The organism is Dysosmobacter sp. HCP28S3_G4, assembly GCF_052065175.1.
Taxonomy (GTDB): Bacteria; Bacillota; Clostridia; order Oscillospirales; family Oscillospiraceae; genus Oscillibacter.
The window spans coordinates 1-15,979 of sequence record NZ_JBQHUP010000008.1 but is presented as its reverse complement, the minus strand read 5'-3'; the positions used below and the strand labels follow the sequence as shown (position 1 = coordinate 15,979).

At 60.2% G+C, this 15,979-nt stretch carries 12 protein-coding genes and 1 pseudogene; 4 read left to right on the top strand and 9 right to left on the bottom strand.

Annotation, left to right across the window (positions count from 1 at the left end):
* Positions 1-41 precede the first annotated feature (41 nt).
* The 3 genes from ACTNBU_RS03370 to ACTNBU_RS03360 form a co-directional block, all read right to left on the bottom strand.
* Entirely contained in the window at positions 42-908 is an 867-nt protein-coding gene (locus tag ACTNBU_RS03370; RefSeq protein ID WP_441030726.1) for a DegV family protein, read from the bottom strand.
* A gap of 174 nt (positions 909-1,082) precedes the next feature.
* The gene (locus ACTNBU_RS03365) at positions 1,083-1,391 is read right to left on the bottom strand and encodes an AzlD domain-containing protein (protein WP_441030725.1); all 309 of its coding nucleotides are present in this window, start codon (positions 1,389-1,391) and stop codon (positions 1,083-1,085) included.
* Entirely contained in the window at positions 1,381-2,163 is a 783-nt protein-coding gene (locus ACTNBU_RS03360) for an AzlC family ABC transporter permease (protein WP_441030723.1), read from the bottom strand. Before ACTNBU_RS03360 ends, ACTNBU_RS03365 begins: the two co-directional genes overlap by 11 nt.
* A gap of 153 nt (positions 2,164-2,316) precedes the next feature.
* Between ACTNBU_RS03360 and ACTNBU_RS03355 the strand changes: the two genes are divergently transcribed.
* Positions 2,317-3,243, top strand: a complete 927-nt coding sequence (locus ACTNBU_RS03355) for a LysR family transcriptional regulator (RefSeq protein WP_441030722.1) — start codon at positions 2,317-2,319, stop codon at positions 3,241-3,243.
* 277 nt (positions 3,244-3,520) lie between these two features.
* Here ACTNBU_RS03355 and ACTNBU_RS03350 read toward each other — a convergent pair whose 3' ends face one another.
* The 5 genes from ACTNBU_RS03350 to ACTNBU_RS03330 form a co-directional block, all read right to left on the bottom strand.
* On the bottom strand, positions 3,521-3,706 hold the full coding sequence (locus tag ACTNBU_RS03350) for a hypothetical protein (RefSeq protein WP_441030720.1): 186 nt from the start codon (positions 3,704-3,706) through the stop codon (positions 3,521-3,523).
* A gap of 268 nt (positions 3,707-3,974) precedes the next feature.
* Positions 3,975-7,112, bottom strand: a complete 3,138-nt coding sequence (locus ACTNBU_RS03345; protein WP_441030718.1) for an efflux RND transporter permease subunit — start codon at positions 7,110-7,112, stop codon at positions 3,975-3,977.
* A 5-nt stretch (positions 7,113-7,117) separates the two neighbouring features.
* Positions 7,118-8,308 (bottom strand): efflux RND transporter periplasmic adaptor subunit, encoded by a 1,191-nt coding sequence (locus tag ACTNBU_RS03340; RefSeq protein ID WP_441030716.1) that lies wholly within the window; start codon positions 8,306-8,308, stop codon positions 7,118-7,120.
* 19 nt (positions 8,309-8,327) lie between these two features.
* On the bottom strand, positions 8,328-9,539 hold the full coding sequence (locus ACTNBU_RS03335) for a TolC family protein (RefSeq protein WP_441030714.1): 1,212 nt from the start codon (positions 9,537-9,539) through the stop codon (positions 8,328-8,330).
* Between the two features lie 45 nt (positions 9,540-9,584).
* Positions 9,585-10,043 (bottom strand): MarR family winged helix-turn-helix transcriptional regulator, encoded by a 459-nt coding sequence (locus ACTNBU_RS03330; protein WP_441030712.1) that lies wholly within the window; start codon positions 10,041-10,043, stop codon positions 9,585-9,587.
* 523 nt (positions 10,044-10,566) lie between these two features.
* On the opposite strand from ACTNBU_RS03330, the gene ACTNBU_RS03325 reads away from it, so the two are divergent.
* Complete coding sequence (locus ACTNBU_RS03325) at positions 10,567-13,149, top strand: S-layer homology domain-containing protein (protein WP_441030710.1); 2,583 nt, start codon at positions 10,567-10,569, stop codon at positions 13,147-13,149.
* A 459-nt stretch (positions 13,150-13,608) separates the two neighbouring features.
* On the opposite strand, the pseudogene ACTNBU_RS03320 reads toward ACTNBU_RS03325, so the two are convergent.
* Positions 13,609-13,827: pseudogene (locus ACTNBU_RS03320) on the bottom strand (transposase); the annotation flags it as partial.
* Between the two features lie 78 nt (positions 13,828-13,905).
* Here ACTNBU_RS03320 and ACTNBU_RS03315 point away from each other — a divergent pair.
* Complete coding sequence (locus ACTNBU_RS03315; RefSeq protein ID WP_441030708.1) at positions 13,906-15,165, top strand: tyrosine-type recombinase/integrase; 1,260 nt, start codon at positions 13,906-13,908, stop codon at positions 15,163-15,165.
* Entirely contained in the window at positions 15,162-15,725 is a 564-nt protein-coding gene (locus ACTNBU_RS03310) for a hypothetical protein (protein WP_441030706.1), read from the top strand. The genes ACTNBU_RS03315 and ACTNBU_RS03310 overlap by 4 nt, the downstream gene beginning before the upstream one ends.
* The last annotated feature ends 254 nt before the right edge of the window (positions 15,726-15,979 follow it).

The following is a 15,979-nucleotide window of genomic DNA, read 5'->3' as shown; positions in this document are numbered from 1 at the left end:
CCCTGAGATCTGCCAGATCCCAGGGGTCTTCCCTGTTCCGTTCAGTCCAGCACCTGGACGGCGGCGCCCAGCACACCGTCGCCGATGTAGACGCTGAGGGTGCCGTCGATCTCGCCCTCCCAGATGTGGTCGCAGTTGGGCAGGGCCTCCGTCAGCTTCTGCCGCACGGCCGCCATGCCCTCCGGGTCTCCGCCGTTGGCCACGGCCAGATTGTAGCGCCGGTGATCGCCGCAGGCCTTCACTGCCAGCTCCACCAGCTTGTCCTTCACCTGGTTCCGGCCCCGGACTTTGGCCACGGACTGGAGCTGTCCGTCCTCCGCGAAGGTCAGCAGCGGCTTGATCTGCAGCAGCGTTCCGGCGGTGGCGGTGACCTTTCCGATGCGGCCGCCCTTCTGGAGGTATTCCAGCGTGTCCACGGAGAAGAACGCATGGGCGCCCCGGAGCAGCTGCGGGACCCGGCGCTCCGTCAGCTCCTCCCAGCCCATGCAGCCCCGGATGTCCTCCGCCAGCTGGAGCAGGGTCATCCCCATGCCCAGCGAGCCGCTGAGGGAGTCATAGACCCGCACCGGAAGCACGCCGCTGCACTCCTCCGCAATGAGCCGCACCAGATTGTAGGTGCCGGAGAGGCCGCTGGACAGCATGACGGCGATGACACCGTCGTAGCCGGCGGCCGCGATCTGCCGCAGGACTTTTTCAAAGTCCTCCCCGGCGGGGAGAGAGGTCTGGGGGATCTCCCCGGCGTGGAGACGGGCATAGATGCCGTCGTTCCGGATGTCCACACCGTCGGCATACTCGCCGTCGGCACAGCGGATGCGGAGCGGTACCACGTAGATGTGATTTTCGGCGATCAGCTCCGGGGACAGATCCGCACAGGAGTCCGTCAGCAGAGCGATTTTTTTCGGAGTCATGGCAACATCTCCATATAAATTATATTGATCATATTGATCCTATGATATCGGAAACAGCGCGAAAACGCAAGAGACAGCCTTCATTCTTCCCCAATATCCCATAGAATTTGCCAACTGTCTTCCGGAAAACAGAAAACAGCCCTACAGCGGAAAACCATAGGGCTGTTTGACGGCTCAGAGAAGGATGGCCTCCGTCAGAAAGACGGTGAGACAGCACAGCGCGGAGATCAGGAACATGCTGGTGCCCCGCCATGCCAGAATGACGCCCACCAGCAGGGCCAGCATGCCCGCCAGGGGCACCTGCGTCGCCTCCACGATGGCGGGGAAGGTCATGACGGCCAGGGTGACATAGGGGACGTAATAGAGGAAGGACCGCACCGTGCGGTTGGTGATCTCCTTCCGGATCAGCGTCAGGGGCAGCACCCGGACGGCGAAGGTGCACAGCGCCATGACGGCGATATAGATGTAGACGTTATTTCTCATCCTGTTCCTCCTTCACCGGGAAAAGCACCGCCGCGGCACCGGCGATGATCAGCGTCAGCAGGATCGTCCGGGAGCCGGAGGAGATATCGGACACCAGCGGCAGCTTCCCGGCGGCATAGCTGGCAGCAAAGGAGATTGCCACCACGCCGGCCACCACCCGGTTCTTCCGGGCCGGCGGGATGATGATGGCCAGGAACATCCCGTACAGCGCCACGCTGAGGGCGCTGACCACACTGGCGGGGGGGGGGCGGGCCCCCCGCCCGCCCAGGGCCGTTCCGGTGGCCCAGCAGGGAATGGACGGCACCATGGCGCCGTAGGTGTACCACGGGTCCAGCTTGCCCGGACGGGCCACGGAGATGCCAAACAGCTCGTCCGTCAGGTCAAAGCCCAGGATCAGCCGGTGGACCAGAGGCGTGGAGGGGTCCAGCTTCTGTCCCAGGGCACAGCTCATCAGCAGATACCGGGCGTTGGCCACCACGGTCATGGCCGCCACCTCCCACAGGGCGGCGTGGGCCGCAAAGAGGGTGAAGCCCACATACTCTCCGGCGGAGGCGTTGTTCAGCAGGCTGGCCAACATGGCCTGCCAGGCGGTGAGGCCCGCCCCCCGGGCGGCGATGCCCAGGGAGAACGCCACCGCGAAATAGCCCAGCGCGATGGGCAGGCCGTGGACCATGCCCAGCCGGAAGGATACGCCGTGCTCTGCGGCCCATCCGCTGCCGCGGGACTTCGCCGGGGCGGAGACGCTCCGCCGGCGCTCCGATTCCATCATCATCAGTTCCTCCAGAATATGCGTCCGGACCGGGCGGAACGGCCTTCCGACCCGGTTGACCACGCAAAATGTCCTTGCAAACAGCCTCTATTGTAACGCTTTCCTTGCCATTCGTAAAATGAGGAATTATAATTAAAACATAAGGAAAACTGATGGATGGTGGATATGATGACGCGATACGATGTGTTCTGCAAGGTGGTGGAGACCGGCAGCTTCACCCTGACGGCGGAGAAGCTGGGCTACTCCCAGAGCGCGGTGAGCCAGATGATCCGGGCGCTGGAGCAGGAGTTGGGCACCACCCTGTTCAGCCGGGGAAAGACCGGTGTGACGCTGACGGCCAACGGGAGGCAGTATCTCCCCTATGTCCGGGCCATCTGCGGCGCGGAGAGCGCCCTTGCGAAAAAGCGGCAGGAGATGCTGGGGCTGGAGAACAGCGACATCCGCATCGGGACGTTCACCAGCGTCAGCCGGAACCTGCTCCCCCGGCTGATGCAGCGGTTCAAGGCCCGGTATCCCGGGGTCCACTTCACCTTGCAGCAGGGGGATTACACGGGTATTGCCCAGTGGATCCAGGAGGGCAGCGTGGATTTCGGATTTGTCAATCCCAAGGCGGTGAAGGGGCTGGACATCCGGCCACTGTACCGGGACCGGATGGTGGCCGTGCTGCCGCCGGGACATCCGCTGGCGGACCATAAACAGGTATCGCTGTGGGAGCTGGCCCGGGAGCCCTTCATTTTGCTGGATGAAGGAGATTACAGCGTGCCCCTGACCGCCTTCGCGGCCCTGCACCTGCACCCTGCCATTGAATATAAGGTGGTGGACGACTATTCCATCCTGGCCATGGTTCGCCAGGGCCTGGGGGTCTCCGCCCTGTACCGCATGGTGCTTCCGGAATATCAGCAGGACGTGGTGACGCTGCCCATCGCGGAGGAACTGGAGCGCACCGTGGCGGTGGCCTGGCGGGACTGGGAGACCCTGCCGTTGGCCGCCCGCTCCTTTATGAACTTTATCCGTGACGAGTCGCCGGAACTGCTGAAGACCATCCCCGGAGTGCGTCAGGCGGAGGACGGCGGGCACCGCTGAAACCGCGCTCCTGTCCGCCGGAGGACCGGGAGCCGGAGATCCGAAAATCAGACGCCGCTTTGCGCACTTTGCTCACGGCCTTCCGGCGGCGAGCAACGCACGCAAAACGGCGTCTGGGATCGCTGAGAGGGGATCTCTGCGCGTTAAGCGCACCGGCAGACAAACGCTTGTCCGAAGCGGAGACTGCGCAGGAACCTTGCCATGGGGAGATGCGCTGCGGAGGAATTGGAGGAATGCGCGGCGGTATCCAGGACGTGCTTTCCCTAACAGCGCCGGATCAGAGTGGAAAGGGATCGGGCGCCTCCTGACACGCCTGCTCGGCGGAGATGTCCATGGAGCTCAGGTAGAGATCCTCCGCTTCCCGCTGGACGGCGATGAGCTGGTCACGGAGGTCCATGAGGGATTGCTCCACATTGGTGATGGCATTGAATAGTAATACGTATTCCTTGGATAAATTCTGCATTTTAGGGCTCCTTTCTGCATTTGTATGCATTATGTTGCTGCGAGGATGTTCTTATCATAATCTTTACAAAACAAAAATGCTGTCAGTTTGCGTCGAAAGGAACTGGGGATTGGAAAATTTGCCCAAGTTGCTTCAGAATGCTGAAAAGCCTGCTGATTTCCGAGAAATTATTGTACAATAACACGAAGGTCCCCCTGATACGCCTTTGGCATCAGGGGGACCTTTCTATTTTCGCTGCGCGGGGAATACGGGCCCTTGCGGGGCCGGTTTACTGCGCCTCGCCCGCGATGGCGGGCTGCGCCGGCGTGTTCCCGTTCTTGTTCTTCTTCTTTCTGCCGCCATGGGCGATGTTGTCGATGACGGAGTAGAACACCGGCGTGAACACCAGGGTCACGATGGTGGAGATGACCATGCCGGAGATCATGACGATGCCCATGTCGGACATCATCTCATTGGTGCCGCCGATACCCAGCGCCATGGGGACCATGGCCAGGACGGTGGTCAGAGTGGTCATCATAATGGGCCGGACACGCAGCGGGCAGGCGCGGAGGATGGCCTCCACACGGTCCTCGCCCATACCGCGGCGGATCTTGATGTACTCCACCAGGATGATGGAGCTGTTGACCACGGTGCCGGCCAGCATGATGATGGACACCAGGGAGATCATGGAGATATCCCGGCCGGTGATGGGCAGGGCGAACAGCGCGCCGGTAAAGGCCACGGGCAGGATCATCATGACCATGACAGGCATGGCGAAGGACTCAAACTGGACGGCCAGCACGAAGTACACCAGCAGCAGGGCCACAATCAGGGCGAGTCCCAGGTCGCCGAAGCTCTCCATCATGTCCTCGTAGGAGCCGGCGGTCTCTGCTGTGTAGCCCTCGGGCAGGGGATAATTGTCCAGAATGGCGTTGATCTGCTGGGTGATGGCGGTGGTGTCGCCGCTGATTGTATTGCCGGTCACCGTCACCTGACGGCTCTGGTTGTACCGGGCGATGCTCTGGGGCGCCTGCTCCACCACCACGTTGGCCACGGCGGACAGGGGCACCGTTCCGCCGTAGTTGGAGGCGATGGGCATGGACTTCAGGGCGTCCAGGCTGGCGGAGGCGGCGCCGTTGCCCTTGACCATGACGGTGTAGTCCTGGTTGTCGATGGTGACGGTAGTGGCCTCGGTGCCGGTGAGCTCGGCGCGGACGGCGGCGCCCAAGGCGGCGGCGGTGAGACCGTACTGGGAGGCGGCCTCGCGGTTCAGGTAGACCTTCACCTGGGGCACCTTTTCAGACAGGGAATTGTCCACGTCCACCGCGTCGGGCAGAGCGGCGATCTGGGCGGTGAGGTCGTTGGCGATGAGAGCCAGCGTGTCGAAGTCGTCGCCGGTGATCTCTACGTTGATGTCGTCGCCGCTGCCCATGGAGACGGTGGAGCTGGCGCTCACCGTGATCTCGCAGCCGGCGATGTCCTGCACGGCCTCCCGCAGGGCGTCCTCGATCTCGAAGGCGCTGCGGTCACGGTCTTCCTTATCCACCAGGTTGATGCCCATGGTCACGTCTCCGCCCATCATGGAGGAGCCGCCGCTGGTGACAATGTAGTACATCTCATCCAGCTCCGGGACCTCCCGCTCCACAATGGCGGCCACACGGTCGGCGATGGCGGAGGATTCGTCCAGGGAGGAACCGGTGGGCATGCTGATGCTGACGGAGACGCTGCCCTGATCCATGTCGGGGATCATGACCATCTTGGTGTTGGACAGGGTCAGAACGAATACCAGCACCAGGGCGATGGAGAGCAGCATACCCATCTTCAGATGGGTGACGAAGTAGCGCAGCAGACCCAGATAGAGCTTGTTGATCCGCTGGACCCAGCGGCTGAGGCGGGCGGTCAGGGCGTTGGGCTTTTTCTTTGCCTGCTTGGCCTCCAGCCGCAGCTGATGCTTGCGGACCTTCTCCTCATCCAGCGTGAAGTAGCACAGCAGGGGCACCAGGGTCAGGGAGATGACCAGAGACGCGGCGATCAGAGAGGCGATGGTCAGGCAGAAGTCCCGGAACATATCGCCGGCCATGCCTTGCACCAGACCCAGGGGGACGAACACGGCCTCAGTGGTCAGGGTGGAGGCGATGACGGAGGAGGTGACCTCCTTGGTGCCTTCCACGCAGGCGCTCATCCGGTCGTGGCCGTCGGCGGAGAAGCGGTTGATGTTCTCCAAAACAACGATGGAGTTATCCACGATCATACCGACGCCCATGGCGATACCGCCCAGGGACATCATGTTCAGCGTCAGATCCAGCACGTTCATCATGATGAAGACGGTGAGGATACAGACAGGCATGGAGATGCAGATGGTCAGCGTGGAGCCGCCCCGGCGCAGGAACAGGAACACCACGATGGCGGCCAGGATCACGCCCTGGATGATATTCTGGAGGGCGTTATTGACGGATTCGCTGATGTAGTCGCTGGCGATATAGGGGATGGTGTAGTTGATGCTGGGGTTGTCTTCCTTGACTTCCTTCATGCGGGCTTCCACTTCCAACGCCACGTCCATTTCGTTGGCGCCGGACTGCTTGGAGACCTGCAGCATGACGCAGGAGATGCCGTTGGTCTTGGCCACGGCCTGGGGGTCCTGCTGCTCCATGAAGACGTCGGCCACCTCCGACAGGCGGATGGAGCCGCCGGTGGGCAGAGAGATCAGCGTGTTGGCCACGTCGTCCACGGACTGGAACTTGGCGTCGGTAGACACGGAGAGGGTCTTGTTGCCGTTGTCCAGATCGCCGCCGGGATACAGCAGGTTCTGGCCTGCCAGGAACTGGGAGATATAGGAGTTGGAGAGACCGAAGCCGGCGGCCTTGGCCGGGTCGATCTGCACGGCGATCTGCTGCTCCAGGCCGCCGTTGACCTCCACCTGAGCAACGCCGTCAATGCGCTCCAGGGCGGGAGAGACGATATCCTCCGCGATATTTTCCAGCTGGGACAGGTCCTCGCCTGCCAGCGTGATCATGGCGGTGGGCATCATCTCGCTCATGTTCATGTTGACGATGATGGGATCGGAGGCGTCATCAGGCAGGGAGACCATGTCGAACTTCTCCCGCAGCTTGGTGGCCGCGATGTCGGTGTCCGTGCCGTCCACATAGGTGATCATGATGACGCTGACGTTTTCGGAGGAGGTGGACTGGATCTCATCCACGCCGGAGACGGACATGATGGCCGCCTCCAGAGGATCTGTCACCAGTTCCTCAATGTCGCTGGGGTTGGCGCCCACGTAGGTGGTCATGACCACGGCCATGGGCATCTCCATGTCGGGCATCAGCGCCATCTGGAGCTGGGTGCCGAACAGGATGCCGAAAATGACAATCATGATGGTGGCCAGCAGCGTGGCCACCTTATGCTGGATACATCCCTTTGCAATATTCATGGGGCTTAGTCCTCCCCGGAGACCACGCGCACGGCATCTCCATCACTCAGATAGGTCTGGCCCACCACCACCAGCTGCTGGCCGACCTCCAGACCGGAGGTGATCTCCGTGACGCCGGTGCCGGTGAGTCCGGTAGTCACTTCCACATATTTGGCAGTGTCGCCGTTTTCCACAATGTAGACATACTGGGAATTGCCGCTGGTCATGATGGTCTCCGTGGGGATGACGATGGTGTTCTTGGAGGTATCCGTGTGGAAGGTCACGTCGGCGAACATGCCGGACAGCAGGCCGCTGACGTCGGAGGGCACCGCCAGGGTGACGGTGTACAGCTTGGTCTGCTGGCTGGCAGCCTGCTCCACGGAGCGGATGGTGCCGGTGAAGGTCTGGCCGATGGAGCTGACGGTGACGTCCGCCTCATCGCCGATGTTCAGCTTGGGGATCAGGGTCTCGGACACGGACACCCGGACCTTCATCTGATCCGCGCCGTCGATGACGGCCACGGGCATGGTGTTGGAGATGAAGCTGTTCTCCACGGCGTTCATGTTCACCAGATTGCCGGTGATGGGGGCGATGACGTTGCCGCTGCCGTCCACGTTCTCCAGAACGGTGGAGAGCTGCTCAATGTTGGAGCGGTAGCTCTGCATACCGGCCTCCAGCTGGGCCAGGGTGGCGTTCCGGGTGGCGATGGCGGAGTCCAGCTGGAGCTGGGCCTGGTCGATCTCGATCTGGGAGGCGGCACCGATCTCATAGAGCTGCTTCAGGTCCGCCAGATTCTTCTGATAGAGGCTGATCTGCTGGGCGAACACCTCGGACTGATCCCGGTAGCTCTGGGCCGCGGAGTTATAGCTGATGGTGGCGGCTTCGTAGGAAGCCTGGGTGCTGGCCAGATCCAGGGTGCAGATGACGTCGCCGGCGTTCACCCGGTCACCCGCCTCGAAGTAGGTCTTGGTGCATTTGACGCTGGCGGCGATGAAAATGGAGCGCTCATCATCGGACGCCACCTGTCCGGAGACGGAGTTGTCTGTGGAGATGTCGGAGAGCTGGATCTCCTCCACCTGAACGGCTACGCCCTGGGAAGTCCCCTCCGAACTGGAAGACGAGGAGGCTTCGGATTTGCTGCCGCAGCCAGTCAGGGTCAGAGCCATGGCCGCGGCCATGGAAAGTGCCAGAAGCTTTGTTTTATATGTATTGTTCATAAACCAGTATCCCTCCATATCAGTTCAGCACGCCGAAGTCCACAGCCCAGTGGTAGGTGCGGTATGCCGTGAACAGGTTGTGCTTTGCGGTGATGACGTCCGTTTTGGCGGACTCCAGGGCGTCCTGGGCGTCCAAATAGGCATTCTTGGAGATCTTGCCCTGCGTGTATTTCAGCTCCGTGGCCTGGAAAGTATCCTGCTGCAGGGACAGCGCGGACTCCTTGGCGGCCACGATCTGCTGATAATCCGCCACGGAGTTGAACATGGTCCGGAACTTCAACTCGAAATTCTGCACGGTGTTCTCATAGGTCAGCTGCGTGGCCTCCCACTGGCGCTCCAGAATGACCCGCTTGTAGAAGCCGGGAACGTACTTGACGACCTCTTTGTTGAAGTCCTTTCTGGCGTCATCCAGGGTCTTCTTGGCGTCATAGAGCTCATAGCTCTTTTCCTTGGCGGTGGCCAGGTCCTTTTCGTAATCCATGGCGGACACCTGCTCCGCCGTCACGTCCGGCGCCTCGGCCAGCACCAGCTTGCCGGTCTGCTGAGCGCCGACCATCAGCTCCATCTGGGCGGTATAGTTGTTCAGATTCATATCCAGCGTGGCGATGCCGCTCTTCAGGGCGTCCAAACCCGCGGTGACCTGATGGAGCTGCAGCGCGGAGATCTGACCCAGATTGTAGCGGGTCTGCATCTCCTGGACAGTACGGTTGGTGGCGGCCAGTTTCCGCTCCAGAATGTCGCGGTTGTTCTGCATCTCCAGCAGCGCGATGTACAGGGACTCCGCACCGGCGATGACCTGATTTTGAGTGTCCTGCAGCTGACGGATGGCGTCAGCGGAATCCTGCTGGATATCGCCGTCCTTCAGGTCGTCAAAGGTCTCCCGCAGGGAGGAATACATCTGATCCATGGCGGCATAGGAGTAGGAGTCGCCCTGTCCGTAGGCCATCAGGAACTGCTGACCCTTGGCGATCTGGTTCAGGGAGTCCCGCAGATCGTCCTTCATCTGCTCATAGTCATTGGCGTCGATGGAGTCGATGGTGGCCTGGAGCATCCGGACGGTGAGATTGTTCTCCCGGACCCGCTGCTCCAGATTTTCAAAGGACAGGGTCCCCAGTTCCTCGGGGGTCGTATCCACTTCCGCCTCCGAGGCCTTGTCGGCCGCCAGAGACGTGGGCACCATGATCCCGCAGCACAGGACCAGGCTCAGCAGCAATGCGATGATTCGTTTCATTCGTCTTTCCTCCTGTTATATTCCTACGATTACATTCAGTTACATTCAGCCGAGGTCCGGCGCGGGGGCCGGCGGCAGGCCGGTCACAACTCCCTCATTATAAAGCTGTACCACCCGCTTGGTCAGCCGCAGAAACTCTCTGGCGTCGTTCTCTCCCATGGCATCCATCAGCCGGATGACGTCCTGAAGCGTAGCGTTCAGGTGCTCGCGCACCCTGGCCGAACCAGCCTCGGTGACATTGACCCGCACCCTGCGCCGGTCCCCCGGCACCGGCTGGCGGAGAACAAACCCCTTTTTCTCCAGACTGTTCAGAGCATTGGTGACCCGTGCGCTGGTGATGCCGAAAAACCGGCCCAGTTCCGTGGGCGCGGCGCCTTTTTGAACTTCCAGATAGACCAGCATTCCCATTTCTCCGCCGGAGAGCCCCCGAAGGTCCCGAATCGGTCCGCGGACCAGCTGGCTTAGTGACTCCAGCATCTCCCTGGCCATGCTTTGAGTGTCCATCCACTCCCTCCTTGGTTTTTGAAAACTAACTAACACTATTAGTTGTAAACAGTGGTAGCGTTTATTGTACTCAAAATCCCGACGATGTCAATAGGGAACGGGAACGTCAAAAAAATTTAACAGTTTCTTCGCAATTTGACCAAGACTGCCTGTGGAGATACCGCCGGAAAGACGCCGCGGAGAGGGACCGCCTCTCCCCTCTCCGGCAGAGACGGACCGGTCCGGTGTTTTGTTACAATCGTGTTACATCGGACCGGAACCTCTTGCAAATCAAATTTTGATTTGGTATCATGCGACTTGAACAAAGGACGAGGTATCCCCATCGGCTCCCGGAGCAGATACGGGACCGGCATGCCACGGTATGTGCGCCGGGTTAAGATGAGATGGCTCCTCCAATGTTCAACTCAATGCCGGGAAAACTGAAAAGTAACGCAGAGGGGCAAAATCCTTTCTTGGTGAGGAGTATGTCTGTTCAGAAGTTGCGGATCACGAATTCCGGTAAATTTTAAAAGGAGGAAACCCCATGAAGAAATTCCTGTCTCTGGCTCTGGCTCTGGTTATGGCCCTCTCTCTGGTCACCATCAGCGCCGGCGCCAAGGAGTTCAAGGATGACAGCTCCATCACTTATGATGAAGCCGTTGCCGTGATCTCCGAAATCGGCGTTGTCGACGGCTATACCGACGGCAACTTCAATCCCCAGAACGTCCTGACCCGCGGCGCTGCCGCCAAGATCATCTGCAACCTGATCCTTGGCCCCACCACCGCCTCCGCTCTCCCCGCTGACACCGCTCCCTTCAAGGATGTGCCCGCCAACCACGAGTTCGCCGGCTACATCGCTTACTGCGCTCAGCAGGGCATCATCAACGGCTACTCCGACGGTTCCTTCCGTCCCGCCGGCACCTTGGACGGCTACTCCTTCATGAAGATGCTGCTGGGCGCCCTGGGCTATGATGGTTCCATCGAGGGCTTCACCGGCGGCAACTGGAGCACCAACGTCGCCAAGCTGGCTCTGGGCATCGGCCTGGACGACGGCAACGACGAGTTCGTCGGCAGCAAGGCCGTCACCCGTGAAGAGGCCTGCCTGTATGCCTTCAACGCTCTGCAGGCTGACATGGTCGACTATGACTCCAAGACTTCCGTCAGCGTCGGCGGCGCTGAGGTCGTGATCACCGGCTCCAAGGCTGAGGTTCAGCCTCAGGGCGTCTACAAGGACACCATGGATGACGAGGGTCTGCAGTTCGCTGAGAAGTACTTCGACAATCTGAAGAAGGACGACACCAGCGATGACTTCGGCCGTCCCGCCACCACCTGGAAGCTGAAGAACGAAGAGATCGGCACCTTCGCCAACACCGGCGATCTGGTCGCTACCTTCACCGCCAAGGTCACCAAGGCCAAGGTCTACAGCGCCGTCGGCAAGACCGTCAGCGACGACCTGAAGGATGGCGCTGCCACCCTGCACTTCTGGATGGACGGCGTTGGCACCACCGTTGCCAAGGCTGACGTTGTCAACTACATGGACAAGAGCAACACCGGCCGTATCGGTTCCACCGGCGCTTCCAACAACGCCAACGGCACCCTGACCGAGGTCTATGTTGATGACGACAGCAACACCACCATCGTCATGATCAACACCTACGTGTTCCAGGCCACCGAGGACTACAGCACCAGCAAGGAGCAGGTCAAGATCGCCGACATCGACAACGGTTCTGGCATCAAGCTGAGCACCTACACCCTGGACATCGACGACAGCGATGATTTCGACATCACCGGTGTCAAGGAGGATGACTACATCCTGGTGAACGTTGCCAACGGCGAGCCCAAGATCGCTGTTGTTGCTGAGCAGGTCACCGGCAGTGTTGATTCCTACGTCGTGGGCGACGCCGCCACCGTTGACGGCACCGACTACAGCTACTCCGCTACCGCCAGCGCTGACACCAAGGCCGAGATCAAGAGCGTCGACAGCGACGTCGTCCTGGTTCTGGATGCCTATGGTTATGTGATCGCTGTTGACGAGGCCACCGGCACCGCCAACTATGTGTTCATCACCGCCGCTGACACCACCTCTTCTCTGAGCAGCACCGTTAAGGCCAACGCCTACTTCATGGATGGCACCTCTGGTGAGATCACCCTGAAGAAGGTCGCCGGCAGCACCAAGACCTCCGACCTGAAGGCCGCTGAGGGCTGGTACACCTACAGCAAGGACAGCGCTGACAAGTACACCCTGACCTCTGCCGCCACCAGCAAGTATGCTGCTGACTATGATCTGGCTCTGACCGGCTCCGCCGATCTGACCACCAACGGCAAGACCTCCCTGTACAAGGTCGGCAGCACCACTGTCCGCGCCAACGCTGACACTGTGTTCGTTGTCGAGGATGAGGACGGCGATATCGACGTCTACACCGGCATCAAGAACGTTCCCGACATCACCATGACCGCCACCGCTTCCGACCCCGCTGCTATGGGCTATGTCTACAAGAAGGACACCGGCTATGCCACCTATGTGTTCATCGGCCTGGACGGCACTGACTCCAAGGTTGACGATGCTTCCTCTGACGACAGCTACATCTTCGTCATTGGCTTCGACAAGACCCTGAAGGACAGCGAGGACACCTACTATCGTTATAAGGCCATCGTTGACGGCGCTGAGACCAAGATCCTGACCGACGACGACACCTACAACGATGCCACCCTGTACGGCGAGATCAAGACCAGCGCTTCCACCGGCCGTATCACCGATATGACCGAGGTCGTCACTGGCGATCCCAGCGATAAGTGCTATGTCGAGACCCTGTCCGGCAGCGTTGCTTACTCCGCTGGCGTTCTGAGCATCGGCTCCAAGGATTACTCCGTGGATTCCGACACCCAGATCGTTCTGATCATCGACTACAAGTACAGCACTGATGCCAACAAGGAGACCCTGCAGTCCGTCATGAGCGACGAGGATGCCGATTACGAGATCGACAACTGCAGCGCCAGCTCCCTGAAGAGCATCCTGGCCGGCTACTCTGTCACTGGTGAGTTCTACGCCATCACCGATGACGACTACACCGACAGCGACACTCTGGACTTCCTGTTTGTCCACGTGACCGGCGCCGTTGAGCTCTAATCTCAACATCTGTATCGATCGCACAGCTGTGTGAAAGATAGCGAAGCCCCCGCTCCGAAAGGAGCGGGGGCCTTGTTATTTTCCCACATTTTTGGAAGCGCCCCGGAGCCCTGCGGGCATCCGGGATCTCCCCGCTTTCAACGGCAGCGCACCATCTGCACGGAGAAAAACCAATGCTGCCACTCTCCCGGCGCAGAAAATGTCTTTGCCGGCAGACTGTCCGCTGAACACGCACGATTTTACCCGCTCAAGGCCGTCTTTGCGGCCAACAGAGGTGTGGAGAATCTCACGCATGAAAGTATGCAAAGCTGGGGAGACTTTACAGAATGGATTTTTTGTAAAAATTAATTGCTTAATTTTAATCCGCAAATTGCAATAACAAGTTGGACACCCCGTGGTAAAAACCTTGGTCACGGATGGAGCCGTAGGATCTATCCGTGAGCGATGTTGCCGCAGCCGTCAGGCTGCGTAGACAGCATCCAGAAAAGCCTCAAAGAGTTCCTCCGGGGTGCAGTATCCGAGTTTCTTCCGTGGGCGTCCATTCAGCTCGTCAGCAGCGGCGAGGATATCCTCGTCAGTGAATGCCTCGATAGAAGCTCCCTTTGGGACAAAGGCCCGGAACAGGCCATTGTGTCGTTCGTTCTGAGGACGCTCCCAGAAGGTTTTTACCACGGGGTGTCCAACTTGTTATTGCAATTTGCGTTTTAGATTTTCAGTTATATTTTACCAAACAGGTGTTGGGAAGGAGCTGGAGTTATGTCGCGCAAAACCATTATCCCCAATCTGGCCTATGACGATCAGCGCCATCTGTACTACGCCGTTTTCAGCGAGGGGTCCGACGAAAACGGCCGTCGCCGCCGCCACGTTCGTACCTACCGCACTTTCGGTGAGGCGGAAGCCGCCCTGCGGAAGGGCAAAGCCGTCCGGCGGACGGTGACACTGCCCCATGAAGCGGCTCTGCCGGACAAAGACTGTACGCTGGGGCAGTGGCTGTCCTGGTGGCTGGAGGAGGACGTGGCCGTGGACCGGGCCGCCAGCACCATTTACGCCTACCGCAACATGGCCAGATGTCACATTCTCCCCGCTCTGGGGACGATCCAGCTGCGGCGGCTGACGCCTATGCGGCTCCAGACCTATCTGTACGACCAGCTGGACGAGGGACTGTCCCCCAACACCGTGACAAAGCACTACGTTTTGTTGTTCACGGCCCTGCGGAAGGCCACCACACTGGAACTGCTGGACGCCAACCCCATGGAGCGGGTGACGCCGCCGAAGAAGGAGGCAGCCAAATACGTGTTTTACTCTCCGGAGCAGCTGCGACGGCTGTTTTCCATCGTGGAGGGCACTATGATGGAGCTGGCGGTAAAGCTGGCGGCCTATCTGGGCCTGCGGCGCAGCGAGATCTGCGGCCTGCGGTGGAATTGCGTGGATCTGACCCGCGGGGTCATTATCATCCGGGAGGTGCGCACGGAGATCGGCGGGCGGGAGGTCATCAAGGCGCCGAAGACCTCCTCGTCGGTGCGGCGCCTGGGCATCAGCGGGCTTCAGGACCTGCAGGCGGTGCTGCGTAGGGCGTGGGAGCACCGCAGGAGCAACGATCCCCAGGAGTACGTGCTGCTGCGGGCCGACGGCAAGCCGCCCATGCCGGACTCTTTGACTAATATGCTCCAGGCCATCGTGGAGGAGAACCATCTGCCCAAGATCACCATGCACGGCCTGCGGCACTCCTTTGCCTCCGTGGCCAACAGCCAGGGGGTCCCCATGCACGACATCTCCCGCACCCTGGGGCACAGCTCCATCGCCGTCACCAGCGGCATTTACACCCATCTGTTCGACGAGACCCAGACGGCGGCCCCCCGATTCGTGGCCGAGGCCATCGAGCCTACGCCGGAGGAGCAGAAAAAAAGCGGAAGTAAAAAGTTTTCCGCCCTTTGCCCGTATTCGTGCAAAAGGGTTTCCAGCGGCCAGCCAGGTTGTTGGGACCTGCGCGGCCCGGGAAAGGAGAAGACTTTTTGAAACAGACAGCCAATTATCAGCTGAATCAGTGGGAGAAAACCGACCGCATCCTCATGTCCGATTTCAACGCGGACAACCAGAAGCTGGACGCCGCCATCAAGGACGCCAGCCCTTACCGGGCGGTGGTGGACGTCACCACCACTGCGGAGGCGTCCGTCGTGGAGGTGGACGTGTCCGGCATCGACTTCACCGGCTATTTCAAGCTGGAGGTCTTTATGGACGCGCCGGGGGCCGGCAGCGGTATGGGCCTGCGGTTCAATGACGAGACGAACTACATCGGCATGGTGACCAGCGGCGACAGCACCGTCACCTTCGGCTCCACCTATTCGGTGTACTTTGACGATCCCTCCTACGGTATGGCCTGGCTCTATATGCCGGCGGCGGATGCCCATGTGGCCTCCATGAGCCTGCATTTCGTGCAGAGCAGCCATTTCGGCTACGGCCATCAGTTCGTCAGCCAGACGCTGGCCTGGGGAGATGTGACCACACTGAAATTCTGCTGCGCGGAGGGGACTTTCCCCGCGGGCAGCCATTTTGCGATCTATGGGGTGAGAAAATGACGATCCAAGTTCTGCTTTGCGGCCTGGACGGCACGCAGACGCTGGAGACCCGAGAGGTACCGGAGGACTATTTCTCTCCGGAACAGCCGCAGGAAGACGCGGAATAACAGGGAAGGCCCCCGCTCCGAAAGGAGCGGGGGCCTTCAGGCTGTCGAGAAACCCGGTTGCGCAATTAGGCGGCAACCGGGTTTTCAGCACATATTCGGGAAAATAGAATCGAAAATAGGAAATGGGCAGAGTCATTCCATTTCCAC